General features: G+C 62.1%; 23 protein-coding genes. 11 read left to right on the top strand and 12 right to left on the bottom strand.

Translation table 11 applies throughout. From position 1 onward, the window contains the following. Nucleotides 1–82 precede the first annotated feature (82 nt). Together HY836_RS06135 and HY836_RS06130 are read left to right on the top strand one after the other, a co-directional pair. On the top strand, nucleotides 83–568 hold the full coding sequence (locus tag HY836_RS06135; RefSeq protein WP_290674594.1) for an RNA-binding protein: 486 nt from the start codon (nucleotides 83–85) through the stop codon (nucleotides 566–568). Between the two features lie 209 nt (nucleotides 569–777). Then, nucleotides 778–1,263 carry a hypothetical protein gene (locus HY836_RS06130; RefSeq protein ID WP_290674592.1) on the top strand — a complete coding sequence of 162 codons (486 nt, stop codon included), beginning with the start codon at nucleotides 778–780 and terminating at the stop codon, nucleotides 1,261–1,263. Between the two features lie 22 nt (nucleotides 1,264–1,285). On the opposite strand, the gene HY836_RS06125 is transcribed toward HY836_RS06130, so the two are convergent. From HY836_RS06125 to HY836_RS06110, 4 genes are read right to left on the bottom strand one after another with little or no spacing between them, the layout of a single operon-like run. Further along, a complete protein-coding gene (locus tag HY836_RS06125; RefSeq protein WP_290674590.1) occupies nucleotides 1,286–2,074 on the bottom strand; it encodes an SDR family oxidoreductase in 789 nt (262 codons plus the stop codon). Next, nucleotides 2,074–2,685: an LPS export ABC transporter periplasmic protein LptC gene (gene lptC / locus HY836_RS06120; RefSeq protein WP_290674588.1), complete on the bottom strand. Its 612-nt coding sequence runs from the start codon at nucleotides 2,683–2,685 to the stop codon at nucleotides 2,074–2,076. The genes HY836_RS06125 and lptC overlap by 1 nt, the downstream gene beginning before the upstream one ends. Continuing rightward, the gene (locus HY836_RS06115; protein ID WP_290674586.1) at nucleotides 2,682–3,269 is read right to left on the bottom strand and encodes an HAD family hydrolase; all 588 of its coding nucleotides are present in this window, start codon (nucleotides 3,267–3,269) and stop codon (nucleotides 2,682–2,684) included. The genes lptC and HY836_RS06115 overlap by 4 nt, the downstream gene beginning before the upstream one ends. Further along, nucleotides 3,269–4,267 (bottom strand): KpsF/GutQ family sugar-phosphate isomerase, encoded by a 999-nt coding sequence (locus HY836_RS06110; RefSeq protein WP_290674584.1) that lies wholly within the window; start codon nucleotides 4,265–4,267, stop codon nucleotides 3,269–3,271. Before HY836_RS06110 ends, HY836_RS06115 begins: the two co-directional genes overlap by 1 nt. An 84-nt stretch (nucleotides 4,268–4,351) precedes the next feature. On the opposite strand from HY836_RS06110, the gene HY836_RS06105 reads away from it, so the two are divergent. The 4 genes from HY836_RS06105 (at nucleotide 4,352) to HY836_RS06090 (ending at nucleotide 12,498) form a co-directional block, all read left to right on the top strand. After that, nucleotides 4,352–6,367 (top strand): monovalent cation:proton antiporter family protein, encoded by a 2,016-nt coding sequence (locus HY836_RS06105; protein ID WP_290674582.1) that lies wholly within the window; start codon nucleotides 4,352–4,354, stop codon nucleotides 6,365–6,367. Between the two features lie 133 nt (nucleotides 6,368–6,500). Next, nucleotides 6,501–7,760 (top strand): hypothetical protein, encoded by a 1,260-nt coding sequence (locus HY836_RS06100; RefSeq protein ID WP_290674580.1) that lies wholly within the window; start codon nucleotides 6,501–6,503, stop codon nucleotides 7,758–7,760. Between the two features lie 15 nt (nucleotides 7,761–7,775). After that, nucleotides 7,776–8,204, top strand: coding sequence for a phosphate ABC transporter substrate-binding protein (locus HY836_RS06095; RefSeq protein WP_290674578.1), 429 nt, complete (start codon nucleotides 7,776–7,778; stop codon nucleotides 8,202–8,204). A 184-nt stretch (nucleotides 8,205–8,388) separates the two neighbouring features. Next, a complete protein-coding gene (locus HY836_RS06090) occupies nucleotides 8,389–12,498 on the top strand; it encodes a response regulator (protein ID WP_290674576.1) in 4,110 nt (1,369 codons plus the stop codon). A gap of 27 nt (nucleotides 12,499–12,525) precedes the next feature. Here HY836_RS06090 and HY836_RS06085 read toward each other — a convergent pair whose 3' ends face one another. From HY836_RS06085 to mnmE, 3 genes are all read right to left on the bottom strand, one after another. Beyond that, nucleotides 12,526–13,590, bottom strand: coding sequence for an HD domain-containing phosphohydrolase (locus HY836_RS06085; RefSeq protein ID WP_290674574.1), 1,065 nt, complete (start codon nucleotides 13,588–13,590; stop codon nucleotides 12,526–12,528). An 81-nt stretch (nucleotides 13,591–13,671) separates the two neighbouring features. Then, on the bottom strand, nucleotides 13,672–14,139 hold the full coding sequence (locus HY836_RS06080) for a cyclic nucleotide-binding domain-containing protein (protein WP_290645420.1): 468 nt from the start codon (nucleotides 14,137–14,139) through the stop codon (nucleotides 13,672–13,674). A 186-nt stretch (nucleotides 14,140–14,325) separates the two neighbouring features. Beyond that, entirely contained in the window at nucleotides 14,326–15,759 is a 1,434-nt protein-coding gene (mnmE, locus tag HY836_RS06075) for a tRNA uridine-5-carboxymethylaminomethyl(34) synthesis GTPase MnmE (RefSeq protein WP_290674572.1), read from the bottom strand. A 179-nt stretch (nucleotides 15,760–15,938) separates the two neighbouring features. Between mnmE and HY836_RS06070 the strand changes: the two genes are divergently transcribed. Beyond that, a complete protein-coding gene (locus HY836_RS06070; RefSeq protein ID WP_290674570.1) occupies nucleotides 15,939–16,925 on the top strand; it encodes a sterol desaturase family protein in 987 nt (328 codons plus the stop codon). Nucleotides 16,926–17,082: 157 nt separating this feature from the next. Continuing rightward, a complete protein-coding gene (locus HY836_RS06065; protein ID WP_290674568.1) occupies nucleotides 17,083–17,214 on the top strand; it encodes a hypothetical protein in 132 nt (43 codons plus the stop codon). A gap of 205 nt (nucleotides 17,215–17,419) precedes the next feature. On the opposite strand, the gene yidC is transcribed toward HY836_RS06065, so the two are convergent. The 4 genes from yidC to rpmH form a co-directional block, all read right to left on the bottom strand. After that, nucleotides 17,420–19,126 (bottom strand): membrane protein insertase YidC, encoded by a 1,707-nt coding sequence (yidC, locus tag HY836_RS06060; RefSeq protein ID WP_290674566.1) that lies wholly within the window; start codon nucleotides 19,124–19,126, stop codon nucleotides 17,420–17,422. Beyond that, a complete protein-coding gene (gene yidD / locus HY836_RS06055) occupies nucleotides 19,123–19,416 on the bottom strand; it encodes a membrane protein insertion efficiency factor YidD (RefSeq protein WP_290674564.1) in 294 nt (97 codons plus the stop codon). Before yidD ends, yidC begins: the two co-directional genes overlap by 4 nt. Then, entirely contained in the window at nucleotides 19,416–20,057 is a 642-nt protein-coding gene (locus HY836_RS06050; RefSeq protein ID WP_290674562.1) for a ribonuclease P protein component, read from the bottom strand. Before HY836_RS06050 ends, yidD begins: the two co-directional genes overlap by 1 nt. 114 nt (nucleotides 20,058–20,171) lie before the next feature. After that, the gene (gene rpmH, locus HY836_RS06045) at nucleotides 20,172–20,306 is read right to left on the bottom strand and encodes a 50S ribosomal protein L34 (protein WP_290645662.1); all 135 of its coding nucleotides are present in this window, start codon (nucleotides 20,304–20,306) and stop codon (nucleotides 20,172–20,174) included. A 302-nt stretch (nucleotides 20,307–20,608) separates the two neighbouring features. On the opposite strand from rpmH, the gene dnaA reads away from it, so the two are divergent. Together dnaA and dnaN are read left to right on the top strand one after the other, a co-directional pair. Beyond that, nucleotides 20,609–22,204: a chromosomal replication initiator protein DnaA gene (gene dnaA / locus HY836_RS06040; protein WP_290674560.1), complete on the top strand. Its 1,596-nt coding sequence runs from the start codon at nucleotides 20,609–20,611 to the stop codon at nucleotides 22,202–22,204. A gap of 579 nt (nucleotides 22,205–22,783) precedes the next feature. Then, on the top strand, nucleotides 22,784–23,914 hold the full coding sequence (dnaN, locus tag HY836_RS06035) for a DNA polymerase III subunit beta (RefSeq protein WP_290674558.1): 1,131 nt from the start codon (nucleotides 22,784–22,786) through the stop codon (nucleotides 23,912–23,914). Here dnaN and HY836_RS06030 read toward each other — a convergent pair. Beyond that, complete coding sequence (locus HY836_RS06030; RefSeq protein ID WP_290674556.1) at nucleotides 23,883–25,097, bottom strand: GGDEF domain-containing protein; 1,215 nt, start codon at nucleotides 25,095–25,097, stop codon at nucleotides 23,883–23,885. The two genes, dnaN and HY836_RS06030, sit on opposite strands and share 32 nt — an antisense overlap. A 272-nt stretch (nucleotides 25,098–25,369) precedes the next feature. On the opposite strand from HY836_RS06030, the gene HY836_RS06025 reads away from it, so the two are divergent. Then, nucleotides 25,370–26,100: ATP-binding protein (locus HY836_RS06025; protein WP_290674554.1), on the top strand; the 731-nt coding region annotated here is incomplete at its 3' end.

Raw genomic sequence — 26,100 nt, 5'->3', positions numbered from 1 at the left:
CTGTGTCTGGAAGCGGCACCGTCGTTGGAATGGGTCCTGATGGGTTGAAGCTCCACATGGTTACTTTGAAAGGGGCTCTCTCGTGGGCAACAAACTTTACGTGGGCAATCTCGCCTACAGCGTGCGCGATCAGGATCTGCAGGATGCTTTCTCGCAATATGGAGCCGTGAGCTCCGCCAAGGTCATGATGGACCGCGAAACCGGCCGCTCCAAGGGCTTCGGTTTTGTTGAAATGAGCAACGATGCAGAAGCGCAAGCTGCGATCAACGGCCTGAACGGTCAGCCTGTGGCTGGTCGCGCCGTGGTTGTGAACGAGGCTCGCCCACGTGAAGAGCGTCCTGCTGGTTTCCGTAGCCCCTACGGTGGCGGCGGCGCTGGTGGTGGCGGCGGCGGTGGCGGCTTCGGTGGCGGCCGTCGTGAAGGCGGTGGCGGCGGCTACGGTGGTGGCGGCGGCGGTCGTCGTGAAGGCGGCGGCGGCGGCTACGGCGGCGGTGGCCGTCGTGAAGGCGGTGGCGGCTACGGCGGTGGCCGTGGTGGCGACGGCGGCGGCTACGGCGGCGGCTACTGATCGGACACGCAGGCCTGAACCCCTCGGGCCTGACAAATCCCAAAAGTACCAAGGAAGGCGATGCCACACGGCGTCGCCTTTTTTCATGGGCGCTTGATTCGCTTGCATGGGCACCTCGCGGACACATGTCGAAACCAGGCCTCTTTGTGGTGCAGGCAAAATGGCATGCTCGTCCAGCGCCATGTGCGCCACCCAGCAGGATTGCACTCATGTCATCGTCTTACACCTCCCTCCGTCGCGCACTGAGCCTTCTCGGCCTGGCCGTCATCGCCAGCCAGAGTGCCCTGGCCGGCTCCACCAACGTGGGCGTCAGCATCAATGTGGCGCAACCCGGTTTTTATGGCCGCATTGACATCGGCGAGCAACCGCCCATGCTGATCTATCCGCAACCGGTCATCATCCATCAAGCCCCGGTTGCCGTGCACCAGCGACCGATCTACATGCGCGTGCCCCCTGGCCACTCCAAAAACTGGGCACGCTACTGTGGGCAGTACCGCGCCTGCGGACAACCCGTGTACTTCGTGCGTGAAGCGGACCATCGCGACCGCGATGATCGCCGCGACTGGGATCGCCGTGATCACGACCGCTATGACCGTGACGACCGCCGCAGATACGACCGTGACGATCGGGACGGAGACCGCGGCCACGGACACGGCCGTGGGCGAGGCCACGGTCATGGGCACGGCCACGACTGACCATCTGCCCACCGCTGCTTGGTTATTGACGACGCTGCTTCTTGCGATGCTGCTGTGAGCCCGCAATGGCATCGAACAGCCAGCGCGGCATCCAGCGCAGCAGCATCGTCACCAGGCCCATCGGCCATGGGATGACGCGCCAGCGCACACCCTGCCCGATCGCTGTGAAAGCCTGATCGGCAAAAGCCTCGGCCTTCATCAAAAAGGGCATGGGGTACTGATTGGCCCGCGTCAAGGGCGTGTCAATGTAGCCAGGCGCCAAGGTCACCACACGCACACCGTGTGCGCGCAACTCGCCGCGCAAGGTCTCGCACATCTGCACCACGGCGGCCTTGGCCGCGCAATAGCCCGCGTGCCCAGGCATGCCACGAATCGCCGCCACGCTGGCCACGCCCACCAGGGTGCCGTGGCCGCGCAATTTCATCGCCGAGATGAAAGGCTGGAAGGTGGCGGCCAGGCCGATGACATTGGTGTCCATCAGGTCCCGCAGGACCGTGAGGTCTTCCGCCAGGCTGAGGTCCACGCCGATGCTGATGCCCGCATTGGCCACCACCACATCCGGCAAGCCCTGACTCTCCATGCAGGCCTGTGCCGCCGCAGCGATGGCGGCCTCGTCGCGCACATCGGCTTCATACACCGCCCATTGGCTGACCGGCCAACCCTGTGACGACGCCCATTCGCGCATCTCAGCCACACGACGGGCCACCAGGGCGACACGCCAGCCGGCCTGCAAGTACCTTGTCGCGAGCGCCTGCCCGATGCCGCTGGACGCGCCAGTGATGAAAATCAACCTGCGGGAGGCCTCGGCCATCATGGCGCGTCGTAGTGCCCATGCACACGGCCGCCCAGATCGGTGATGCCGGTGCGATCGTCATAGCGCAGGTTCTGGCCACGCACCTCACTGCCCTGCTGTCGCAGGCGCACGGGTTCGCTGGACGACACCACGCGCGTGCGGGTGTCAATGCGCAGGATTTCACCCTCAAAGTACACGGGGCGATTGCGCGGGCCCAAGCCCTGATCGGCAGCGGGCAAGGCGGTCACGCGCGCACCACCATTGAGCGTCACCAACTCCGCCTTGTGATCAGCCTCTCCCGACAGCGAGCTGGCCTTGAGCCCCGTGCCCTTGTCATCACGGGCAGACAATACCAGTTGGTCGATCTGCAGCCGATCGGTATCGGCATAGTGCCGCATTTGCGCCCCATCCAGCACCGCCTCGATGCGCCCTTGCGCATTGAACCGCGCGACCCGGGCCTTGTCCAGGACGAAATCCGGCGATGACGATGTCTGCGCAGACCGCGCATCGCCGCCAAACTTGGGTGAGGACTGCACCAGCCACCAGCTGAAACCAGCCAGGCCCGCCACCGCCAGCAAAGGCACTGTGGCCTGCGCGCGCTCCAGCCAGAGCCACCAGCGCTGGTTCATGTGCGGGCCCCGTCGGACGTCGTGTCCAGGGTTTGCAGATGGCTGTGCAGCAGGCGCTCGTAATGGCCCGTGGCCCACAACAGCAGATCGCAGCATTCACGTGCCGCGCCCTCGCCACCACGCAAAGCACTGACATGGTGAGCAACCGCCTTGACCTCGGCGTGCGCATTGGCGGGCGCCACCGCCAGACCGGCTCGCGCCAGCAAGGGCAGATCAGGCCAGTCATCACCCATCACCGCGATCTGGTCCCAGCGCAGGCCCAGGGCCGTGCGAATCGGCTCTGCCGCAGCAAGCTTGTCATGCGCACCGAAGACGGCTTGCGTCACGCCCAGGTCTTTCAGACGACGACGCACGGCTGGCGAGTCGCGACCGGTGATCACGATCGGGGTGATGCCGCCTTGGGCCAGCAACTTCAGGCCGTGGCCATCCAGGGCATGGAAGGCCTTGAGCGTCTCGCCTGCCTCGCTGATATAGAGCGTGCCGTCGGTCAACACGCCATCCACGTCAAAGATGGCCGCACGGATGCTCATGGCGTGATGGCGCAAGGCCACCGAGAAGTTCATGGTAGAGACCAGGGCTCGCATCAGATCACCTTTGCACGCATCAGATCGTTGGTATTGACGGCGCCCACCAGCACGCCCTGCCCGTCCACCACCAGCAAGGTCGTGATGCGATAGGCCTCCATCAGGGACACGGCCTCGGCCGCCAGCACATCATCGCGGATGGTGCGTGGTGAAGGCGTCATCAGCTCTGCGGCGGTGTTGGCGCGCAGGTCGATGCCCGCTTCGATCTTGCGGCGCAGGTCACCGTCGGTGAACACGCCCAGGATGCGGCCGGCCTCATCGACCACGGCGGTCGAGCCCAGGCCCTTGGCGCTCATCTCTCGCATCACCTCGCCAAAGCTGGCGTCTGGCTTGACGCGCGGCACGGCATCACCGGCGCGCATCACGTCGCGCAGATGGGTCAGCAGCTTGCGGCCCAACGAGCCACCGGGGTGGGAGCGGGCAAAGTCCTCGGCCTTGAAGCCGCGCAGCTCCAGCAGCACCACGGCCAGCGCATCACCCAGGGCCATCTGGGCCGTGGTACTGGCGGTCGGGGCCAGGTTGAGCGGGCAGGCCTCCTGGGCCACGGCGCAATCCAGCACGATGTCGGCATGGCGCGCCAGGGAAGAGCCAGGGCGCCCCGTCATGGCCAGCAGGCGCACGCCCAGGCGCTTGATGACGGGCAGCAAGGCGGTGAGCTCTTCGCTCTCGCCCGAATTGGAAATGGCCAGCACCACATCGCCAGGTTGGACCATGCCCAGATCGCCATGGTGCGCTTCCGCCGGGTGCACGAACATGGCCGGTGTACCGGTCGAGGCCAGTGTGGCCGTGATCTTGCGGCCCACGTGCCCGCTCTTGCCCATGCCCATCACCACCACGCGGCCCTGGCAGGCCAGCATCGCGTCCACCGCCTGGGTGAAGGCTGCGCCCGCCTCGCCTTGCAGGCGCTCGCGCAGATCGAGCAAGGCACGCGCCTCGATGTCAAAGGCCTGACGGGCCAGCGCTACAACGGCGTCTTGAGGGTGTGATTGGGCTGACATGAAGTAAGGAGAAGTCAACGAAGCGCTGCGGATTTGAACATTTGGCAGCGACCCCGGGTAGGATCAAGAGATTCTAGGGACTCTATGGCCACCACGCTCGATCTGACACTGCTGTATCTGTTTGCCGCCGTGATCGGTGTGGTGTTGTGCCGTCTGATGAAACTGCCTCCCATGCTGGGCTACCTGGCGGTCGGCGTGGTGATCGGTCCCAACGCACTGGCTCTGGCCAAGGATTCGGCAGGCGTGCAGTATCTCGCCGAATTCGGTGTGGTCTTCCTGATGTTCGTGATCGGGCTGGAGTTCAACCTGCCCAAACTCAAGAGCATGCGCTCGCTGGTGTTCGGGCTGGGCTTCAGCCAGGTGGGCCTGACGATTGTCGCCACCCTGATCGGGCATCTGGCCTTAAGCGCCGTGCTCAGCTATATGGGCCACCACGGTGGCCTGCTGGGCTGGGGCATCAACTGGCAAAGCGCGATTGCCCTGGGCGGCGCGCTGGCCATGAGCAGCACCGCCATCGTGGTCAAGATGATGGCCGACCGGCTGGAGCTGGAAAGCGAACACGGGCGCCGCGTGATCGGCATCTTGCTGTTCCAGGATCTGGCCGTGGTGCCGCTGCTGGTGCTGATCCCTGCCCTGGGCGATTCCGCCTCGGAGATGACCCGCACGCTGATGCTGGCCGGCATCAAGGCCGCGGGCCTGCTGATCGTGCTGCTGGCGGGCGGGCAAAAGATCATGCACTGGTGGCTCAATCTGGTGGCCCGCCGCAAGAGCGAAGAGCTGTTCATGCTCAACCTGCTGTTGGTCACGCTGGGGCTGTCCTGGCTGACCGAGCACTTCGGCCTGTCGCTGGCACTGGGCGCCTTTGTCGCCGGCATGCTGATCGCCGAGACCGAATACAAGCACCAGGTGGAGACCGACATCCGCCCCTTCCACGACGTGCTGCTGGGCCTGTTCTTCATCACCATCGGCATGAAGCTGGATTGGCACAGCCTGTACGAACAATGGGCGCTCGTGCTGATGCTGGCCACCGGCCCCTTGCTGTTCAAGCTCGGCCTGATCACCACCCTGGCCAAACTGTTTGGTGCCAGCACCGGCGTGGCCCTGCGCACGGGCCTGTACCTGGCACAAGCCGGCGAATTCGGCTTCGTGCTGCTGTCGCTCGCCTCGGCTCAGAAGCTCATCCCCCATCAGGTCGAAAGCCCCTTGCTGGCCGCCATGGTGCTGTCCATGCTGGCCACACCGCTCATCATCATGTACAGCAACCGCATCGTGATGCGCGTGTCGTCCACCGACTGGCTGATGCAATCGCTGGCCATGACCAAGATCGCGACCAAGGCCATCAACACCGAAAAGCACGTGCTGATCTGCGGCTACGGGCGCAGTGGTCAGAACCTGGCTCGCCTGCTGGAGCAGGAAAAGATTCCCTACATGGCACTGGACCTCGATCCCGATCGCGTGCGCCAGGCCGCCGCAGCCGGCCACCACGTCGTGTTCGGGGACGCCACCCGCCTGCAAAGCCTGGTGGCCGCCGGCCTGTCACGCGCTTCGGCCGTGGTGGTGACCTACCCCAACACCCCGTCGGCCAAGAAGATCCTGCACCTGGTGCACGACCATGCACCCAGCGTGCCGGTGGTGGTGCGCACCATCGACGACAGCAGCCTCGATGAGTTGCAAGGCGCAGGCGCCACCGTGATCGTGCCCGAGGCCATCGAAGGCTCGCTGATGCTGGCCTCGCAGGCGCTGGCGCTGGTGGGTGTGCCCATGCGCCGCGTGATCCGCATGGTGCAGGACCAGCGTGTGGCCCGCTACGGCCTGCTGCGCGGCTACTTCCACGGTGCAGATGACGACAGCGTGGATGAACTGGAACTGCAGCGCCTGCTGTCGGTCACCCTCACGGCGGATTCGGCCTGCATCGGGCACACACTGGCTGCCAGCCTGGACCAGAAAGACACTCGCGTGGCGGTGGTGTCTGTGCGGCGCGCCGAAGGCCAGGTCGTGGTGCCCGGTGGCGAGCTGATCCTGCACGTGGGCGACACCCTGGTGCTTTCCGGCAGACCCCAGGACCTCTCCAGAGCGGAAAGCCTCTTGCTCAAAGGCTGAGCCCTCATTTCCTCGTATATGGAATTTCGGCGGTGGTCAATTCCCGGAACCACGGGATCACACCACCAATCAGCCGAACAACCATCAAACTCCGGGGCCCTCCATCAGGGGTTCATCTTTCAGGAGATGGTCAATGAACAAACGGGCCTTGGTGACCCTGATGACAGCGGCGGGCTTGCTCAGCTCCTCGGCCGCGCACGCGGGGTATGACTTCGGCGATTGGCTCAGCGTGGCCGGGTTTGGCACCATAGGGGCATACCAGTCCGACACGGACAACGTGCGCTACAAGGCCGATAACCGCGCACGCGCTGGCTCTGAAGGCGACATCCGCATGGATGGCGACACCATCTTGGCCGTACAAGGCACGGTCAATCCTACCGGTCAGCTCAAAGGCGTTGTGCAACTGGTCTCACACAAGAAGATCGATGGCACGACCTACGATGGCAGTTGGCGGCCTCTGACCGAATGGGCCTATCTGGGTTGGGCTGCATCACCAGATCTCCATATCAAGCTCGGCCGGGTCGTCGCGCCGCTGTTCATGATCTCGGATGCGCGCAACCTGGGTTACGCCCAGACTGCCGTGCGGCCCTTTCAGGTCATGTACGGGCTCAACCCCATCACCAATCTGGATGGCTCAACCGTCAGCTGGGATCAGCACCTGGGCAACACGGACCTGACGTGGACGGGTCTGTACGGCAAAACCTCTGTGGCGACGGCATCGGGCGCGTACAGAATCAACAAGGTGTTTGGGGGCGCACTCAAGGCCACCCATGGCGACTGGACAGGCCGTGTTGGCTATACCCATTTCGACCTTGATCTCACCCTGACGCCCACCTACATGGCGTCGTACGACTTCCTTCGTAGCCGCACATCGCCCGCTTGTGACAACTGCACGAGCGTCATTGCCGAACGAACGCCGCTGTCAGGCATCAAAGTCAAGATGTTGACGGCAGGCATGCTTTACGAGCATGAGGCCTATGCGGTGCAAGCGGAGTTCACGACGCGCTTGGGCAACTCGCTGGCCGTACCGGACACCAAAGGCTGGTACGTACAAACATCCAGACGCTGGGACGCCTGGACGCCCTATCTTCGATACGGCGAAATGACCATCGCAGATCACCCCGGCTTGACTGGCACGGCCCCGTACGTGGCCACCTCCAACGAAAAAGTGTTGTTCGGCAACGCTACGCGCAAAGAATGGGGCCTGGGAGTTCGCTGGGATTTCGCACCCAAGGTGGCGCTGAAGCTTGACTACACCATGTTGACATCCACCTTTCCCAACTCGACTGCCGGGGTGATCAGTCCACCTACAGCAGGAGGCTCGCTCAATGAGTTCGACAAAGATAAAGGTCAGGTGAACGTGATCACCCTCAACCTTGACTTCGTGTTCTAACAAGGGGGGGCCGCCATGATCAAAAATCTGCAATTCAAGGCAATGGCATTGACATTGGCATGGGCTACCTTGGTACCAGACAGTCAGGCGGATGTTGTGGTTGTCGCCAGCGCCAAGAGCGACGTAAGCACCTTGACCCAGAAACAAGTTACCGATCTCTTTCTGGGCAAAATCAGAGCCTTTCCCAACGGCAACCCGGCCATCACCGCCATCATCGAATCAGGGCCGCTGCGAGACGAGTTTCTGTCCATGGTTCTGGATAAAACCGACTCTCAAGCGCGATCCACTTGGTCGCGCCTGGTCTTTACCGGCACAGGCAATGCGCCGAAAGAGGTGAAAGACTCGACGGAAACCAAGAAGCTGATCGCCCATAACCCCAACATCGTGGGTGTGATCGACAAGTCAGCCCTGGACGCGTCAGTCAAGGTGATCTTTGCCCCCTGAGCCTGAGGCCCTGACCAACAAGACACGAGGTTTTCTTACAGGCCGACCTGTTGCACAAAGGCCAACATTCCGCCGCATTGACCGCATAACCCCCCTAGGCTGAACCCCCAAGTCCGTGCACACTCAGTGCCCATTGGTCGCTGGGCATTCCCACGGCGTCATCGCCAAACAGGAGACACCTTGCATGGACGACGGGTCCACCGAGCCTCACTCGCCACGCGAACAAGCGCAAGGCTACATGGCCAGCCTCCGGACCAACCCCGGTTTATGGAAGGCAGCCCTATTGTGGACCGCGCTGGTGGCAGCCAGTGGCAGCTGGCGCATCCATCAAGACATCGAAACCCATCGGCAAGATCAATTGGCCACATTCGAGGCCCAACTCGCCGCGTTGAGGGAAAGTGTCAAAAGCACCTTCCACCTTTTGTCCGTCCTGCCTGCCGCGTTCAGCAACCAGAAAGAGCTGAAAGCGCTGCTGCGTGAGGCCGCACTGCCCGACAGCCAAAGCGTCACCGACGCCAACCGAGACGCCATCAAAGCGCAGTTGCTCAAGAGCCCGCGTCATGTCGAAGCCAGCAAGGCTCTCGCTCACCTGGCACTGAACTTCAACGTCGATCAACTCTTCCTGCTCGACCGCTACGGCACGGTGATTGCCGACGCCAGCGCACCCAACAAGGACAGCAGCCTGGGTGCCAGCTTTCGTGCGCAGCGTCATTTCACCAGTGCCATTGAAACCAACTCCGGCTTTCAGTTTGGCGTCAACCGCATCAGCAAGACACCTGGGTTTTACTTCTCCGCCCGCGTCACGGACGATGAACTGGGCACCGGCGTGGTCGTGGCCCAGTACGAATCGGCCTATCTCTCCAAGCTGTTTCGACATGTCACGTCACCCGTGTTCGCCACCGATGAATACGGCGTGATCGTGCTGGGCAACCAGAGTCAGCTGATGCTCAGCCGCAGCGAGCTGCAAGGCCCTCAATCCATCGACAACGAGACCGCACAGAAGCGCTACCTGCAAGCCCCGAAGGACCTGGGTTGGCACATCGACATGCTGCGCGTGGGTGACCGCACTGTGCCCCTGGTCGATCGGCCCGACGGGCGTTTCATGGCCGTATCCCTACCCCTGGACTACGGCAGCCTGACGGCCTGGGCCTTGGTGCCCCTCAGTAGCGAAACCCCCATCATCGTGCGCTGGTCCATCGCCTGTGCCCTGGCCTTGATCACCGGCTACTGGTTGCTCACCATGCGTGCCCAACGACAGACCCGCCAGAACGCCTTGGTGCGCGCCAAGCAAGACCTGTCGGACATGGCCCACGCCCTGCCCCTGACCGTGTTCTGCTATCGCCAGCCCGTGCGTGGCAGCGGCCATTTCACCTTCATCGGAGAAGGTGCAGAAAAACTGCTGGGCATCCCACGGGACATCCTCATGAATGATCCCCAGCAAGCCTGGCAGCTCATGCACGGCGTTGCGGGGCAAAGTGGCGCCATCCAGCCACCAACGGGCGCCGTCGAGTTTGCACTGAACCACCACGGCACACGCCGCTGGATCCGCTGTGACAGCCAGTGCCTCACGCACGGCGATGGCACCCGCACCTATAACGGTTACTGGTCCGATGTCACCGCGCGCAAGGACACGGAAGCCCGCTCGCAGGCCGTGTTCACGCACGCGCCCGTGGCCTTCATCTTCTACAGCCTGGACCAGGGCATCACCCGCTGCAACCCGCGCGCGGTCGAGCTCTTCGGCGGCGACAGCGAACAGGCCCTGTTGGGCTTGCTGCCCTCCAAGCCGCCTTTGTCCCCAGCCGGCTTCATTCAGAAGGCAGACTCGCTGGACATCCTGCAACGCGCCTCGCAAACCGGCCAGGCGGAAACCATGGAGTGGCGTCATACCCGGCTTGATGGCGAAGCCTTCGATGCCGAGGTGGTGCTCATCCCCTTCGAGCATGATGGGCGCAAGCAATTCTGCGGCATCGTGCAGGACATCACCGCGCGCAAGCAGACCGAAGCCGCCCTGCGCAACGCCAAGCAGGCCTCGGAGGCCGCCACGCACGCCAAGAGCCGCTTCCTGGCCAATATGTCGCACGAGATCCGCACGCCCATGAACGCCATCATGGGCATGACACACCTGGCGCTGATGGACGAGTTGCCGCCCAAGGCGCGCAACTACGTGGACAAGGCCCACCGTGCTGCCAGCAACCTGCTGCAGATCCTCAACGATGTGCTGGATGTGTCCAAGATTGAATCCGGCAAGCTGGAACTGGAGTACACCGACTTCCAGCTTGAAAGCGTCATCAGCAACATGGCCGATGTGCTGGGCATGCGTGCCGAAGAGAAGCGCCTGGAGCTCCTGTTCACGGCCCCCCCCGACATCCCCACCGCCCTGATCGGCGACCCCATCCGCCTGGGCCAGATCCTCATCAACCTGGGCACCAATGCGATCAAGTTCACCAGCCACGGCGAGATCGTGATCGGCTGCGAAGTACAGCGCCTGGATCCTTCCGATGTCGTGCTGCACTTCTGGGTGCGCGACAGCGGCATCGGCATGAACCCCGAGCAGATCGAGCGCCTGTTCCTGCCCTTCACCCAGGGTGACAACTCCACCACCCGTCAATACGGTGGCACCGGCCTGGGCCTGACCATCTCGCGCCAGCTCGTGGAGATGATGAACGGGCGCATCTGGGTCAACAGCCAGCCGGGCAAGGGCTCGACCTTCCACTTCACCGCACGCTTTGGCCTGCAACAGCAATCAAGCCCACCGCGCGCCCTCACCGCGACCGAACTGCAAGGCAAACGCCTGCTGCTGGTGGATGACAACGCCACCGCACGCGAGGTGCTGGGCGACATGGCGCGCCGGCTAGGCCTGGATGTCGAAGCGGCAGAAAGCGGCGAGGCTGCACTGGCCCGCATGCAATCGGCACAGGCCGCAGGGCAGCCTCACCAGATCCTGCTGACCGACTGGAAGATGCCCGGCATGGACGGCATCGCCTTTGCGCGCCATGCCTTGTCCATTCCGCCGGAGCAACGGCCATGCGTGCTGCTGGTCACCGCCTTCGCGCGCGAAGAAGCCCTGAAGGCAGCGGATGGCGTGGGCCTGTCTGGCGTCATCAACAAACCGGTCACGCCCTCTACCTTGCTGGAGACGCTCTCTCGCGTACTGGGCAAGACCAGCGCGGCGCCCATCGTCTCCGGCAACACCAGCCGCGTGCTCAAGCAGGCCCAGCGCCATCTCGCCGGTGCGCGCGTGTTGCTGGTGGAAGACCAACCCATGAACCAGGAGCTCGCCTGCGATCTGTTGCAGCGCGCCGGCCTGAGCGTGGTCACCGCCGCCAACGGCCAGGAGTGCCTCGACAGGCTCGCCGCTGAAGGTCCCTTTGACGGTGTGCTGATGGACTGCCAGATGCCCGTGATGGATGGCTACACCGCCACCGAGCGCATCCGTGCACGCCCCGAATGGCACAGCCTGCCCGTGATCGCCATGACCGCCAGTGCCATGGCCGCGGATCGCGAACGCGTCCTGGGTTGCGGCATGAACGACCACATCACCAAACCCCTGGACCTGGGCCAGATGTTCACCATCATGGCGCGCTGGATCAGCCCAGCCCAGCCTGCCGTGCCCCCCCGACCCGACCAAGCCATGGCCTCGCCCACCGCCACCTCAGCCACACCAGCCATTGACACAGACGCACAACCGGCAGGCCACCTCGGCAGCCTGGACACGGCCGACGGCCTGTCTCGCTGCATGGGCAACATGGACCTGTACCTGCGCCTGCTCAAGGGCTTTGCCAAGACCCAGCACGATTTCGCGGCGCAACTGACGGCCGCACCCGACGAGGAGGCCGCCCTGCTGCTGACTCACACCCTCAAGGGCCTGGCCGGCAATATCGGCGCCACCAGGCTGCTTCAAGACGTCACCCAACTGGAAGCCCTCATGCAGAGCAAGATTGCGGATGAAACGCCTGAACACAACCGCGCCCAGGTGCACGCCCAGCTCGCCAAGACGCTGGACGCCCTGCAAGCCGTGCTGGCCGATATCGACCGTCTCAACAAGCCACGCGCTGACGTGATCGAACAGCAACAAGCCAGCCTGGACGATGAAGCCCTGAGGCCATTCTGGCTGCGCTTGCGCACGCTGATTGAAGACAACGATGCGCAAGCCAGGGAGCTGCTGCACGACCTGCTGCATGCCCGCGCATCACTGCGCCAGCATCCCCAGGTAGGCGAGTTGCAACGCGCCCTGGAACGCTATGACTTCGATCAGGCAGGCAAATCCCTGCAGCGCATCACCGTACAGGCCTGAACCCGGCCATGGCCGGGCCCTCCAGACTCAGTTGACCATCTCGGCCACGGCGCCGCGCTCTTCGGAGTACAGATCCATGATGCGCAAGATCTCGAACTGCTGCTGGAAGAAGCAATCCAGCAAGGTCGGATCAAAGGCCCCGGCACGCTCCTCGGCCATCACGGCCAGAGCCTGCGAGGCGCTCATGGCTTCCTTGTAAGGCCGGCGGTTCATCAAGGCATCGAACACATCGGCGATGGCCACAATGCGGCCAAACAGCGGAATCTGCTCGCCCTTGAGGCCTTGCGGATAACCTGCGCCATCCCAGCGCTCATGGTGGGTCAATGCGATCGTGCGGGCCGTGGCCAGCAACTCGTTGTCATGACGACCGATGATGTCAGCGCCCATCTGGGGATGCTGGCGAATGGCCTTGCGCTCCTCCGGATTGAGCGGACCGGGCTTGAGCAGGATCTGATCGGAGATGCCGATCTTGCCCACATCGTGCATGGCGGCTGTCTGGAACAGCAGTTGCACGGCCTCGGGCCCCAGCCCGGCCTGCTGCGCGATCAGGCGGCAGATGTGGCTCATGCGGATCACATGGTTGCCAGTCTCGTTGTCCTTGAACTCGGCGGCGCGGCCCAGGCGTCGGATGATCTGCTGGCGCGTGGCCACCAGCTCGCTGGTGCGCTGTGCCACCATGCGCTCCAGCTCGCGAGACTGGTCGTACAAGGCCAGGTGCGTGCGCACTCTAGCCTGCACCAGCGGCGGGCTGATGGGCTTGGTGATGTAGTCCACGGCGCCCAGGCTCAGGCCCAGGCTTTCATCTTCGACCGTGCTCATGGCCGTCACGAAGATGATGGGAATGCGGCGGCGATCCGGATTGGCCTTGATGCGGCGGCACACCTCGTGCCCGCTGAGGTCCGGCATCATGATGTCCAGCAAGATGAGATCAGGCGGCTCGTCGGAATACGCGATGGCCAGGGCTTTCTCACCCGATGTGGCCACCTTGATGCGGTAATCCTGCCCCAGCACCTTGGACAGCAATTCGATGTTCTGAGGGGAATCGTCGGCCACCAGAATGGTTGGTCGGCGCAAACCTGAGCTCACTGACATTGACGAAAAACTCCACTGTTCAATTCTTGTTCTTATGTCTGGCACGGCACCCGACACGAACCTGCAAGCGACCAGCGCCTGTCAGGCCGACGGGATCTGACGGGTCATGTTCGCGCGCATGCGCTGGGCCATGACCGAACCCGCAGCCCTCACCACTTCCACGGCCACCGAAGGCACACGGGCGGCCAGCTCTTCAAACCGGGGCAAGCGCAAGGCGTAGATCACACACGGTGTCATCGCCTCGACATTGGCCATGCGCGGCCCATCGGCAAACAGACCCGGCTCGCCACAGATGGAGCCCGGCCGCAGGATCGCAATGCGCGATGCCCCTGGCGTGGCGCCGGTGACGAACACCTGCAGAGAGCCTTGACCGAGGAAGTACACCGTGCGGTCGTGGTCACTCTGCTTGACCAGCAGGTCACCCGATCGCAACTCGTGACGTGTCAAGTACTGACAGAAGGTCCGCCATTGCTGGGGATCCAGACGCGGACGGAATGCATCTTCCGTGTTGAGCGTCTGAATCGCCTGAATCAGTGCTGTGGAATCCATCGGTGCCTCAAGTTCGCTCGCTCAATCGACGCCCTGCAGCGCAAGTTTCTGAATTTAATGCATCAAGGCCTGGCGGTGGGCAGCTTTTGAAGCCAACCGACTGATTTGTTGTCTGGCCATGACGAGCTCAACCCATTTGCAAGATGGACAGTCATACCACGTGAGCGCCCAGCCGCGTCAGGCAGATCACTTGCCAATGCAAAAACGCGTGAATATTTCACCCAAAAGGTCATCGGCCGAGAATGCGCCGGTGATGGTGCCCAGGGCGTTGTGCGCCAGGCGCAGTTCCTCGGCCAGCAGATCCAGGGCACCGTCGCTCAAGGCGGCGTGGGCCTGTGCCATCTCCAGATGCTCACGCGCCAGGCGCAAGGCCTGCACATGGCGCTGGCGGGCGATGAACACGCCCTCCTGGGCCGCCTGCCAGCCGGCAATCTGCAGCAGGGTCTGGCGCAGGGCCTGCAGGCCATCACCCGTGCGCGCCGACAAGGCCAGCAGCGGCCCCTCAGGCTGGGCCTGGGACTGCAGCGCGGAGGGATCCACGGCCACCGCATCCGCCTTGTTGAACACATGCACCACGGGCACGCCTTCAGGCAGGCGCCGGGCGATATCGGCATCTGCCTGGACATAGGCCGGCTCGGCCATGCGGGTCAGGTCATGCAGGAAGAGCACGGCATCGGCCTGCCCGATGGCCTCCCAGCTGCGCGCCATGCCGATGCGCTCGACCTCGTCAGACGCCTCATGGTCGGCGCGCAAGCCGGCGGTATCGATCACGTGCAGGGGCACACCTTCGATCTGAATCGTCTCGCTGACCTTGTCACGGGTGGTGCCCGCGATCGGGGTGACGATGGCCAGCTCCGCCCCGGCCAGGGCATTGAGCAGTGAACTCTTGCCCGCGTTGGGCTGGCCGGCCAGCACCACCTGCAGGCCCTCGCGCAACAAGGCACCCTGGCGGGCCTGCCCCAGCACGCCATCCAGCGTGGCGGCCACCCGGTTCAGCCGCCCACGGGCATCGGCCTTTTCGAGAAAGTCGATTTCCTCTTCCGGGAAGTCCAGCGTCGCTTCGACCAGCATGCGCAAGTTGATCAACTGATCGCGCAAGGCTTCGATCTCTCTGGAAAACACCCCACCCAGGGAGCGCGTGGCCGAGCGGGCGGCCGCTTCCGTGCTGGCGTCAATCAGGTCGGCAATGGCCTCGGCCTGGGCCAGGTCGATCTTGTCATTGAGGAAGGCGCGCTGGGTGAACTCACCCGGCTCGGCCAGGCGCAAGCCGGGCAGGCGGGCGCGCTCGGTCGCCGGGTCCAGCTCGGCCGCCGCCTCCAGGCAGCGCGCCAGCAAGAGCTGCATCACCACCGGGCCACCGTGGCCTTGCAGTTCCAGCACGTCTTCGCCCGTGTAGCTGTGTGGCCCCGGGAAGAAGATCGCCAGACCCTGGTCCAGCGCTTCACCGTGCGCATCCTTGAAGGGCCCGTAAGTGGCCATGCGAGGCTGCAGTTCACGCCCGCACACAGCCTGAATCAGTGGCTGCAGCCCTTTGCCGGACACCCGCACGATGCCCACGGCACCGCGGCCAGAAGCAGTGGCCACAGCCACGATAGGGACATTGCGCTCACGCCAGGACATCGATCCACACCTTCCAAGCTTGCCAAACCCCTCCAAATCGGACGGGGACATTGCCTTGAATCAACAAGTTGCCCCGATTGTCTCTTGTTGGCACCCTCACCTGCGGGAGTTTGGGCACAAACCCCGATGACGCGGGCAGCCCCCGCCCCTAACCTCGCATCGCATTACGGGATGCATTTATGTTGAAGCGTTTTTCAAGCTGGTTGTTTTTGTTTGGCTCGGTGGCGCTCGGTATCTATACCGTGCTGCATTTCAACTTCGAGCCCGACAAGATCTTTACCCACTTCCTGGGCCCCTACTATGTGATCGCCACGGTGATGCAGTACGTGTGGCCCGAGCAGTCCAATGACTTCGAAAAGGGCGAGGTCCTCAACGACTGGCTGCACAACGGCGTGCTGATGGCCATCACCGCCTTCCAGAATTTCTTCATCCACACCCTGGTGGCCTTGACGGGCTCCGGCCTGCTGTTCAAGTACGGCTTGCTGCCTGAGAGCATGGCTGCCCACAACCTGCCCTTCTGGGCGCAGGTCACCATCGCCTACATGACGTTCGACTTCATGTTCTACGTCACCCACCGCATGGGCCACGAGATCGACTTCTTCTGGCGCCTGCACAGCGTGCACCACTGCGCGCACCGCCTGAGCGTGCTCAATGCCAGCCGCGCCCATCCACTTGATCTGATCTGGCGACGCCTGGTCCCCATCTTCGTGACCTTCCAGACCGGCGTCAGCCAGGAAGCCTTCATCCTCAGCGGCGTGATCGGCAGCGTGCTGGCCACCATCACGCACATGAACGTGGCCTTCAGCTTCGGCCCGCTCAACTACATCATCGGCACCAACGAGCAGCACCGCTGGCACCACTCCAACAAAATCGAAGAGGCCAAGAACTACAGCGTCTTCATGCTGTGGGATCACCTGTTCGGTACCTTCGTCTACCGCCCGCAAGGCCAGGTTCGCCCTGCGAAGATGGGTTTGTTCAACGAGCACTACTACCCCGTGCACGCCTACTGGGGTCAGTTCTTCATTCCCTGGAAGTGGAAGAAGATGAAAGCCGACCAATTGGCGCTGGAAGCCCAGCAAGCCGGCGGTCCTGGCCACGCGACAGGGCCGGCCGCAGCCGCCCAGACCACCTCTTCCCCCAGCGGCTCTTTCCCACGTACCGCCTGAGTTCCAGCTTCAGCACTGTTTCTCGTCATCACGCACCGACATGAATGGCTCATGTCGGTGCGTTTGTCTTTTCACGCCCGTGTCACCTTCTGATCCGAATATGGCATCAATGTTGCATTGCACCATTGACATATCGCGACACTGAAAGGATTGCACCATGCTGGACCTCATCAACGACTACCTGCAACTTGGCGTTGAAGCCGGCGCTGACACCTCTTCCGTCTGGCCCCTGACCGTGGCCACTGTGCTGGTGGCGGCCATGATCCTCAAGCGCCAGTCGCGCGATTGACCTCCGCCTCCACCTCACGTCAAAACTGAGACCTTGGGTGTGCACCGCAGCGAAGTAAAGGAGGAGGATCAGGCAAAGCCTGATCCGGGGGACATGAGCGGAGGTGCGTACCCAAGGTCTCAGTTTTTACTCTCCAAACACCCATGAAAAAACCGCCTGGCTGTGAAGCGCAGGCGGTTTTGTCTTGAAGGGGTGTTGAACCTGTTTAGTTCGTGATGCCCAACTGCTTGTTGATCATCCACTGCTGGGCAATCGACAGCACGTTGTTGGTCAGCCAGTACAACACCAGGCCAGCCGGGACGAAGAAGAACATCACACTGAACAGCAGCGGCATGATCCACATCATCTTGGCCTGAATGGGGTCCGGCGGCGTCGGGTTCAACCAGGTCTGCAGCAGGGTGGAGGCCGTCATCAGCGCGGGCAGCACGAAGAACGGATCCTTCACCGACAGGTCGGTGATCCAGCCGATCCAGGGTGCATTGCGGATTTCAACCGACGAGGACAGCACCGAGTACAAGGCGATGAACACCGGGATCTGAATCAGGATGGGCAGGCAGCCGCCGATCGGGTTGACCTTCTCTTCGCGGTAGATCTTCAGCATCTCCTGCTGCATCTTGGCCTGGTCGTCCTTCAGGTTCTCACGCATGGCCTGGATGCGTGGATTGAGGGCCTTCATCTTGCCCATCGAACGGTAGGCACTGGCATTGAGCGGGTAGAACACCGCCTTCAACAGCACCACCAGCGCCACGATCGCCCAACCCCAGTTGCCGAGCAGGCTGTGCAGCTTGTCGAGCAGCCAGAACAGCGGTGCGGCCATGACGTGGGTACAGCCGTAGTCCTTGGTGTACTCCAGGCCAGGAGCCAGCTCTTTGAGCTTGTTCTCTTCCTGAGGGCCAACGAACAGCTTGGCGTCAAAAGACTTGCTTTGCCCTGCGGCGATGTCACCCAAGGGGAACAACATGCCCGTGGCATACAAATTGGTGCCCACCTTCTGAACAAAGAACTCGCGGGCGATCTTGTCGTTTTGCAACCAGGCTGACGCAAAGTGGTGCTGAACCATGGCCACCCAGCCGTTGTCATCCACCTTCTCGAACTCGACCTTGCCTTCTTCAATGCTCTTGAAGTCGGCCTTCTGGTACTTGCCCTTCTCGTTGTAGACCGCCATGCCGGTGTAGGCCACAGGGCCGCCCATGGCTGCCGGTCCTTCGATGGACTTGGGCTCCGAGCCGTCACGTTGCAGCTGCATGTAAAGCTGAGGCTTGATGGCCGCCGCCGAGGCATTGACCACCTCCTGCTTCACATCGATGGCGTAATTGCCACGCTTGAAGGTGTAAATCTTGACCAGTTTGACGCCATTGATGGGCGCAGATTCCAGCTTGACGGCCAGTTCATTGGCGCCATCAGCCAGCGTGCGTTCGGTGCTCAGCACGGTGAACGGCGTCTTGTGCGTGGGCAGCGCACCTTCTGCCGCGTTCGAACCGATCAGGCCGGACTGCGCCACATAAGTGTGCGTGGCCGTCTGGTCCAGCACCACCATATTTTGTTCATGGTTGTCCTGGTCCTGATGCTTGAGCAACTCGACCTTCACCAGGCTGCCGCCCAGCGTGTCGATCGTGGCCTTGACCACATCGGTCGTGATGGTGAGGCGCTCGCTCTGAGCAGGCACCACCGCCGATGCACCAGATGCAGCCTGCGCTGCAGCGACAGGTACACCACCGGCCGAAGCCAGTTGCGTGCTGGCCTGCGGCACGGCGGCATCGGCACCCGAAGCGCCGGGCGCCACCACAGCGCTGGGAGCAGAAGCAGGTTCGAACAAGGAAGGTTGACCGCTGTGACGCAGCCAGCCATCCCACAACATCAGCAGTGAGACGGCAAAGACCGACCACAGCAGGGTGCGACGCAGATCATTCATGAGCGAGTTGAATCCGACGAGGGGTTGCAATAACGGGAAAACAGACGCGGTGCCACATCGGGCACCGGATCATGGCCACCAGGGCAGCCCGGGTGACAACGCAGCAGACGCCTGGCGGCCAGGTAGGAACCGGCGGCCGGACCATGGCGCTCCAGCGCCTGCAGCGCGTAGAGGGAACAAGTAGGGGTGAAACGACAGGCCGATCCCAGCCAGGGGCTGAGAAAGAAACGGTAGCCACGCACCACGCCCATCAGCACCGCATTCACGGCACGACACAGCGCAGCGCGCATCATGCCGCACCTCGGGCGTCGCGGGCGGGCTTGGGCGCAGATTCCGTCGCCGATCGTCCCCCCGCAGATGCGGGCGCAGCCAGGCGCAACCACAGTTCGTCGAGCTCCTGGCGCACCAGCGCTTTCAAGACATCTGAGGCGGCACTGGGAAACAGCTTGCGGTCAAAAGGCGCGCGCAGCCGCACCACCCAACCATCGACTTCCGCACCGTAGCGGCCTTGCGCCAGCACAGCCGGCGCATGACGCCGCAGCGCCTCACGTGCCTGATGGCGCATCAGCGATCGGGTGACCGAACGTTTCGCCTGTTTTTTAGGCAGCACCAGACCCAGGCGCCAGGCCAGCTGGCCGCCTGTTACCCCGTTGGAGGGCAAGTCTGTGACAAAGTCATCCACAAGCATGTTGGTGTCCGCACCCTCGCCTGTTGACAACTTGGCGGATTCCGCCAATTCAGCATCAGCCAGACGTGACAAAACCTGCGGCACACGAGGCAGCAGGTGCAACACGAAGTGGGGCGTGCGCGAAACCGGACGCGAGCCCAAAGCCCTCTGAAAATCAGCCGCTTTCAGACTCGGTGGACGCACGGTATGAGGAGATCGAAGTCGAAACAAAGCCGGGCACGATGAACGTTGACCCGGCTTCATTCACGCCAGCACCAGGTGGATCATGTCTGATCGACACCCAGGCTGGACCATGGCCGACATGCGCGCCACCTGGCTTGCAGCCAGATCACGCACAGCCAGCGTCAGCAGCCTGTATTACAGGGCCAGACGCTTGCGGCCCTTGGCGCGACGCGAGTTGATGACCTTGCGGCCACCCTTGGTCTTCATGCGCACCAGGAAACCATGGGTACGGGCGCGGCGGGTCTTGGAAGGTTGATAAGTGCGTTTCATGATGGTCCTTCATGAGGCCGCAACGCTCAAGATCTCTTCAAGATCTCTCAAGGTAAGCCGCGGCTCAAGTCTTGTGTTTCTAACCTGTTGATGCAATTGCCAACAGGAATCCAGCCGGTACACGACCGGAGAACCCGCGATTACACCAGCTTTTGTCCGTTTGGTCAATGCCCCATGTTTTCGGTCTGCGGGCCAGTTCTCTGTGACGTGTTTTGACCCTGGGTAAAAATCTGTGGATAACCTGTCAATTCCGGGCCCCGGCGCGCTTAGAATTCGCGTCCCAAGGAAGGACTTGTCCACAAATGAGTGCCGCCGAATTGCCTGCATCCGCCCACCTGGCGGCTGCGGCCGCATCTACCTCTCCCGCCGATCTGGCCAGCCTCTGGCAGCGCACCTGCGAGCGCCTGGCCATGGAACTGCCTGAACAGCAGTTCAACACCTGGATCCGCCCCCTGCCACCGGCAGAAGTCATCCACGCCGAGGGCGTGACCTGCGTCAGCGTGCGCGTACCCAACCGCTTTATGCTGGACTGGATCCGCACTCAATACAGCGCCCGCCTGGAAAGCATCCTCACCGAGTTAAACGGCAGCGAAGTCCGTCTGGACATCGCCCAGGCTGCACGCGCCGCCATGCCCATGCAGGCTGGCCCGGCACTGCGCCCACCTGGCAGCATGGCCATGCCCGGTCGTGCCCTGCCGCCCAATGCCCAGTTTGCGCCAAACGCTGGTCAGCCCCTGATGCCACCGCAACAGGCTGCGGCTTATCCACAGTCAACCGGTCATCAAGCAGGCCAGGCCCCCGTGCAAGGTGGCCCGGCCATGGTCACGCTGCCGCAATACCAGGACGCCGCGCCCAACCGTTCGCGCAGCCAGCCTCAGGTCATGGGCCTGAACCCGGCGCTCACGTTTGACAACCTGGTGCCCGGTCGTGCCAACCAGATGGCCCGCACCGCCGCCCTGCACGTGGCGGGTGCACCCGGCCACATGTACAACCCGCTGTTCATCTACGGCGGCGTGGGCCTCGGTAAAACCCACTTGATGAACGCCGTGGGCAATGCCCTGCTGGCCGACAAGCCCGATGCGCGCATCCTGTACCTGCATGCCGAGCAGTTCATCTCCGACGTGGTCAAGAACTACCAGCGCAAAACGTTTGATGAGCTCAAAGCCAAGTACCACCAGCTCGATCTGCTGCTGATCGACGATGTGCAGTTCTTCGCCGGCAAGGACCGCACGCAGGAAGAGTTCTTCAACGCTTTCGAAGCCCTGCTGGCCAAGAAGGCCCACATCATCATGACCAGCGACACCTATCCCAAAGGTCTTGCCAACATCGATGAACGCCTGACCTCGCGCTTTGACTCCGGCCTGACCGTGGCCATCGAGCCACCCGAGCTGGAAATGCGCGTGGCGATTCTGATCAAGAAGGCCGCGCTGGAAGCCATCGACATGCCCGAAGACGTCGCCTTCTTCGTGGCCAAGAACGTGCGTGCCAACGTGCGTGAACTCGAAGGCGCGCTGCGCAAGGTGCTGGCCTTTGCCAAGTTCAGCCACAAGGAGATCACGATCGCCCTGGCGCGTGAAGCCCTGAAAGACCTGCTGTCCATCCAGAACCGCCAGATCAGCGTCGAGAACATCCAGAAGACGGTGGCCGACTTCTACAAGATCAAGGTCGCCGACATGTACAGCAAAAAGCGCCCGGCCTCGATCGCCAAACCGCGCCAGATCGCCATGTACCTGGCCAAGGAACTGACGCAAAAGAGCCTGCCCGAGATCGGCGAGCTCTTTGGTGGCCGCGACCACACCACCGTGCTGCACGCCGTGCGCAAGATCATGGGCGAGCGCGGCAAGGACACCGAGCTCAACCAGCAACTGCACGTGCTGGAGCAAACGCTCAAAGGTTGATCCCGGCTTCGGCCAGATCGGGCAAACAAGAAGGAGGCTTCCAGAGCCTCCTTTTTTTCGCCCTGACTTCTCTTCACATACCTGTATTCCTTTTTAAAGGTGTTAGTCGTAGTAGAGGGCGCCCTTTTCTGTGGACAAGTCCATTTCTATATGGCGAATCAAGCATTTAGCGCAAGGACAAGCCTGTGGACGAGGCGCCTTGGCGACCTGGGGACAACAGACAACAACTTCCCGAAAACGGCCTGCCTTGTGGATAAGAGGGCACTTGTCCTTTTTTTGTTCACACCCTTATCCGAGCCCAACTGCGGCCCTTTTGACGTCTTCCAGCCCTGTTGAGAGGTCCTGACAGTGATCACCACCGCTGTCAAGTCAACAAACTTGTGGACAAAAATTGAACAAGCAGAGGCTTGTCCACAGGGCTTGGGGTATTTCCAGAGTTGTTGTCTGTTGTCCCCATATCGAACAGCAGTACCATCCACAGACTTGTACGAGGCCTAAATCCTTGATGGATCAGGACAAAATAGCGTTGTGCACAGAAAAAGTCGTCCTCTACTACAACGACTAATTTGAAAGACTAAGATGATTGTGTTGAAAGCAGCCCAAGAAAAAGTTCTTGCCGCCCTGCAATCCGTGGCCGGTATCGTCGAAAGACGCCATACCCTGCCCATCTTGGCGAACGTACTTTTGAAGAAGTCGGGCAGCCAGCTGGAGCTGATCACCAGCGACCTGGAAATCCAGATCCGCACCACGGCACAACTCGACGGTGATGAAGGCGACTACGCCACCACCGTTGGCGCCAAAAAGCTTGGCGACATCCTCAAGAGCCTGCCCGGCGATCAGATCGTGTCGCTCACGGCCAATCAGAACAAACTGACCCTGCAAGGTGGCAAGAGCCGCTTCACGCTGCAAACCCTGCCTGCCGAAGATTTCCCCCTGGTTCAGGAAGCCGCCGATTTCGGCCCCGCCTTCAGCGTGCCGCAAAAGACGCTGAAGATGCTGATCAGCCAGGTGCACTTCTCGATGGCCGTGCACGACATCCGTTACTACCTCAACGGCATCCTGTTTGTGGCCGAAGGCAAGACCCTGACCCTGGTGGCCACCGACGGCCACCGTCTGGCCCTGTCGCAAGCCACGCTCGAAGTCGACATGCCCAAGCAGGAAGTCATCCTGCCGCGCAAGACCGTGCTGGAACTGCAGCGCCTGCTCAAGGACGACGGCAAGGCCAAGGAAGGCGAGCCCGAACAAACCATCGAGATGCGTTTTGCCGGCAACCAGGCCAAGTTCACTTTCGGTGGTCTAGAATTCGTGACCAAGCTGGTCGAGGGCAAGTTCCCCGACTACAACCGCGTCATCCCCAAGAACCACAAGAACCACATCACCCTGGGCCGCGCCACCTTGCTGGCCTCGCTGCAACGCGCGGCCATCCTGACGTCTGAAAAGTTCAAGGGCGTGCGCCTGAACTTCGCACCGGGCGTGCTGGGCATTGCCTCGAGTAACGCCGAACAGGAAGAAGCCAAGGAAGAACTCGACATCGATTACGGCGGCGACAGCTTCGAGATCGGTTTCAACGTGGGTTACCTGATGGACGTGCTGGCCAACATGAGCCAGGACATGGTCACCGTGTCGCTGCAGGATTCGAACAGCTCGGCGCTGATCACCAACCCCGAGTACGAAGGCTTCAAGTACGTTGTGATGCCAATGCGGATTTAAGGCCCTGGTCGAAGCCGAGTTCGGCTTCGTCGACCACGCTGATCACCTGGTTGTGGCCCGTGGTCTTGGCCCGCTTGAGGGCTGCACTGGCGCGTGCCATCAGCTCTTCAACGCTGTCTTCACCGCAGTGGAACTCCGATACGCCAACAGATACCGTGGCTTGCCATGTGCTGCTGCCGGCCGAGAAACTCAGGTTCTCGACCTGCTCTCTGATTCGCTCTGCCTTGATCAGGGCGCCATCCAGTGAGCTCTGCGTCAGGATCACGAGGAACTCACCGCCGCCATAGCGGCCGAATCCATCGATGTTGCGCAGCCGGGATTCAATCTCCTTGCTGATGGTGCACAGCATGGTGTCCCCCGCCAGATCGCCATATTGCGCGTTGAGTTGCTGGAAGTTGTCCACGTTCACCAGGGCAATGCTGAAGGTGCTCTTGGCGCGGTTGGCCCTTGAGGCTTCCTTGCTCAGCATGTCCAGCAGATGGCGGCGGTTGTAGCTGCCCGTCAGGCTGTCTCTGATGGCCATGTCGCCGATCTTGAACATGGCGTTGTTCAGGTCTTCCATGGCCTTGTGCAGTTCAGCATTGCGCTTGTGAAGCTTGTCTCGCAGGCGATGGATGTAGCCACCCATCATGGTGATCTCGAACAGCACCACGAAAAAGGCAAAGCTCTGCAGCACTTCCACGGGGCCGTCCAGCACCTGAGGTTTGAAGCGCCACAAGGCTGTCATCAGCACGCCGTAGATCAGAAAGATCAGGCCATTGGCCACCATGAACTGGCGGGTGTTGAGCGCCAGCACGCCAAACATGGATGGCGCCACGGACAGCAGCAGAAACACCGCCCTGACGTGGCCTGAATCCTCGATGTACATGACCCAGGCCGCCGGCAGCACGGACACGACCATTTGCAGGGCCGTCATGCTGGGATCCTTGAACGCCAGGTTGGCGCCCGAATCGATGGTGATCCAGAAGGCCGCGTTGATCACGAAGGTGGCCAGCACAAAGCCTTGCAAGGCCTCCCAGGGCAAGAGCTTCTGGTAGCAGCAAAAGGCGACCACCAGGCATGACATCAGGTAGGACAGGATGGACATGCCCAGCCGCTTCTTGCGCAGACGCTGAGCCCGACGCACTTTGGCTTTCGGGTCTTCTGGCGTTTCGCTTGCGGTTGGTGGTTCAGGCAAATCCATCGCGTGAGGGCGTGGTGGTTCGTCTTCCGTTTTCGAACCGGCTCGCTTGCAACTTGATCTCACAGGTTGAAAAAGCGTGCATTGCTTGGCGCAATCATGGGCGATGGCCTTGCAGATCCCGGTAAACACCTGTTTTCCGCCTGCCGGAAGGGCCCTGGTGCAGGGGGTAGAATGAGGGTCCCGCATTGTCAAATGCCGGGAGATCTGTCCCTATTAGGGGCCATTTTGCGGAACCACATCGCTGGTCCAAACCTTACCAAGCGCTTGTACCCATGACCGACGCCACCACACCCGATCAACAGCCCGACCAGCAGCCTGAACAACCCGTTGCGCAAACCGAGGCCCAGATCGCAGCTGGTTATGGCGAAGGCAGCATCCAGATCCTCGAAGGTCTGGAAGCCGTGCGCAAGCGCCCCGGCATGTACATCGGCGACACGTCCGACGGCACCGGTCTGCACCACCTCGTGTTCGAAGTGGTCGACAACTCCATCGACGAAGCCCTGGCTGGCCACTGCGATGACATCGTCGTCACCATCCACACCGACAACTCGATCTCGGTGACGGACAACGGCCGCGGCATCCCCACCGGCGTGAAGATGGACGACAAGCACGAGCCCAAGCGCTCGGCCGCTGAAATCGCCCTGACCGAACTGCACGCTGGCGGCAAGTTCAACCAGAACAGCTACAAGGTGTCTGGCGGCTTGCACGGCGTGGGTGTGTCCTGCGTGAACGCGCTGTCCAAATGGCTGCGCCTGACGGTGCGCCGCGAAGGCAAGGCGCATCACATCGAATTCCGCAAGGGCATCCCGCAAGACCGCGTGATCGAAATGCGCGATGGCTTCGAGACCAGTCCGATGAAGATCATCGGCGACACCGACAAGCGCGGCACCGAAGTCCACTTCCTGCCCGACACGGACATCTTTGCCCAGAACAACGAGTTCCACTACGACATCCTGGCCAAGCGCCTGCGCGAGCTGAGCTTCCTGAACAACGGCGTCAAGAT

Origin of the sequence: Aquabacterium sp., assembly GCF_016234775.1 — a bacterium.
Lineage (GTDB): Bacteria > Pseudomonadota > Gammaproteobacteria > Burkholderiales > Burkholderiaceae_C > Aquabacterium.
The sequence above is the reverse complement of the archived record's forward strand: the minus strand, read 5'-3'. Positions and strand labels throughout refer to the sequence as shown.

Excerpts from the sequence above, each read along its gene's own strand:
- HY836_RS06065 (WP_290674568.1), top strand. The coding sequence starts at position 17,083 with ATGCTGGACCTCATCAACGACTACCTGCAACTTGGCGTTGAAGCCGGC.
- dnaA (WP_290674560.1), top strand. The coding sequence starts at position 20,609 with ATGAGTGCCGCCGAATTGCCTGCATCCGCCCACCTGGCGGCTGCGGCC.
- HY836_RS06100 (WP_290674580.1), top strand. The coding sequence starts at position 6,501 with ATGAACAAACGGGCCTTGGTGACCCTGATGACAGCGGCGGGCTTGCTC.
- HY836_RS06110 (WP_290674584.1), bottom strand. The coding sequence starts at position 4,267 with ATGTCAGCCCAATCACACCCTCAAGACGCCGTTGTAGCGCTGGCCCGT.
- yidD (WP_290674564.1), bottom strand. The coding sequence starts at position 19,416 with ATGCGCGCTGCGCTGTGTCGTGCCGTGAATGCGGTGCTGATGGGCGTG.
- lptC (WP_290674588.1), bottom strand. The coding sequence starts at position 2,685 with ATGAACCAGCGCTGGTGGCTCTGGCTGGAGCGCGCGCAGGCCACAGTG.
- HY836_RS06105 (WP_290674582.1), top strand. The coding sequence starts at position 4,352 with ATGGCCACCACGCTCGATCTGACACTGCTGTATCTGTTTGCCGCCGTG.
- rpmH (WP_290645662.1), bottom strand. The coding sequence starts at position 20,306 with ATGAAACGCACTTATCAACCTTCCAAGACCCGCCGCGCCCGTACCCAT.
- dnaN (WP_290674558.1), top strand. The coding sequence starts at position 22,784 with ATGATTGTGTTGAAAGCAGCCCAAGAAAAAGTTCTTGCCGCCCTGCAA.
- HY836_RS06125 (WP_290674590.1), bottom strand. The coding sequence starts at position 2,074 with ATGGCCGAGGCCTCCCGCAGGTTGATTTTCATCACTGGCGCGTCCAGC.
- HY836_RS06080 (WP_290645420.1), bottom strand. The coding sequence starts at position 14,139 with ATGGATTCCACAGCACTGATTCAGGCGATTCAGACGCTCAACACGGAA.
- HY836_RS06130 (WP_290674592.1), top strand. The coding sequence starts at position 778 with ATGTCATCGTCTTACACCTCCCTCCGTCGCGCACTGAGCCTTCTCGGC.
- yidC (WP_290674566.1), bottom strand. The coding sequence starts at position 19,126 with ATGAATGATCTGCGTCGCACCCTGCTGTGGTCGGTCTTTGCCGTCTCA.
- HY836_RS06030 (WP_290674556.1), bottom strand. The coding sequence starts at position 25,097 with ATGGATTTGCCTGAACCACCAACCGCAAGCGAAACGCCAGAAGACCCG.
- HY836_RS06085 (WP_290674574.1), bottom strand. The coding sequence starts at position 13,590 with ATGTCAGTGAGCTCAGGTTTGCGCCGACCAACCATTCTGGTGGCCGAC.
- HY836_RS06090 (WP_290674576.1), top strand. The coding sequence starts at position 8,389 with ATGGACGACGGGTCCACCGAGCCTCACTCGCCACGCGAACAAGCGCAA.
- mnmE (WP_290674572.1), bottom strand. The coding sequence starts at position 15,759 with ATGTCCTGGCGTGAGCGCAATGTCCCTATCGTGGCTGTGGCCACTGCT.
- HY836_RS06115 (WP_290674586.1), bottom strand. The coding sequence starts at position 3,269 with ATGCGAGCCCTGGTCTCTACCATGAACTTCTCGGTGGCCTTGCGCCAT.
- HY836_RS06095 (WP_290674578.1), top strand. The coding sequence starts at position 7,776 with ATGATCAAAAATCTGCAATTCAAGGCAATGGCATTGACATTGGCATGG.
- HY836_RS06070 (WP_290674570.1), top strand. The coding sequence starts at position 15,939 with ATGTTGAAGCGTTTTTCAAGCTGGTTGTTTTTGTTTGGCTCGGTGGCG.
- HY836_RS06050 (WP_290674562.1), bottom strand. The coding sequence starts at position 20,057 with ATGAAGCCGGGTCAACGTTCATCGTGCCCGGCTTTGTTTCGACTTCGA.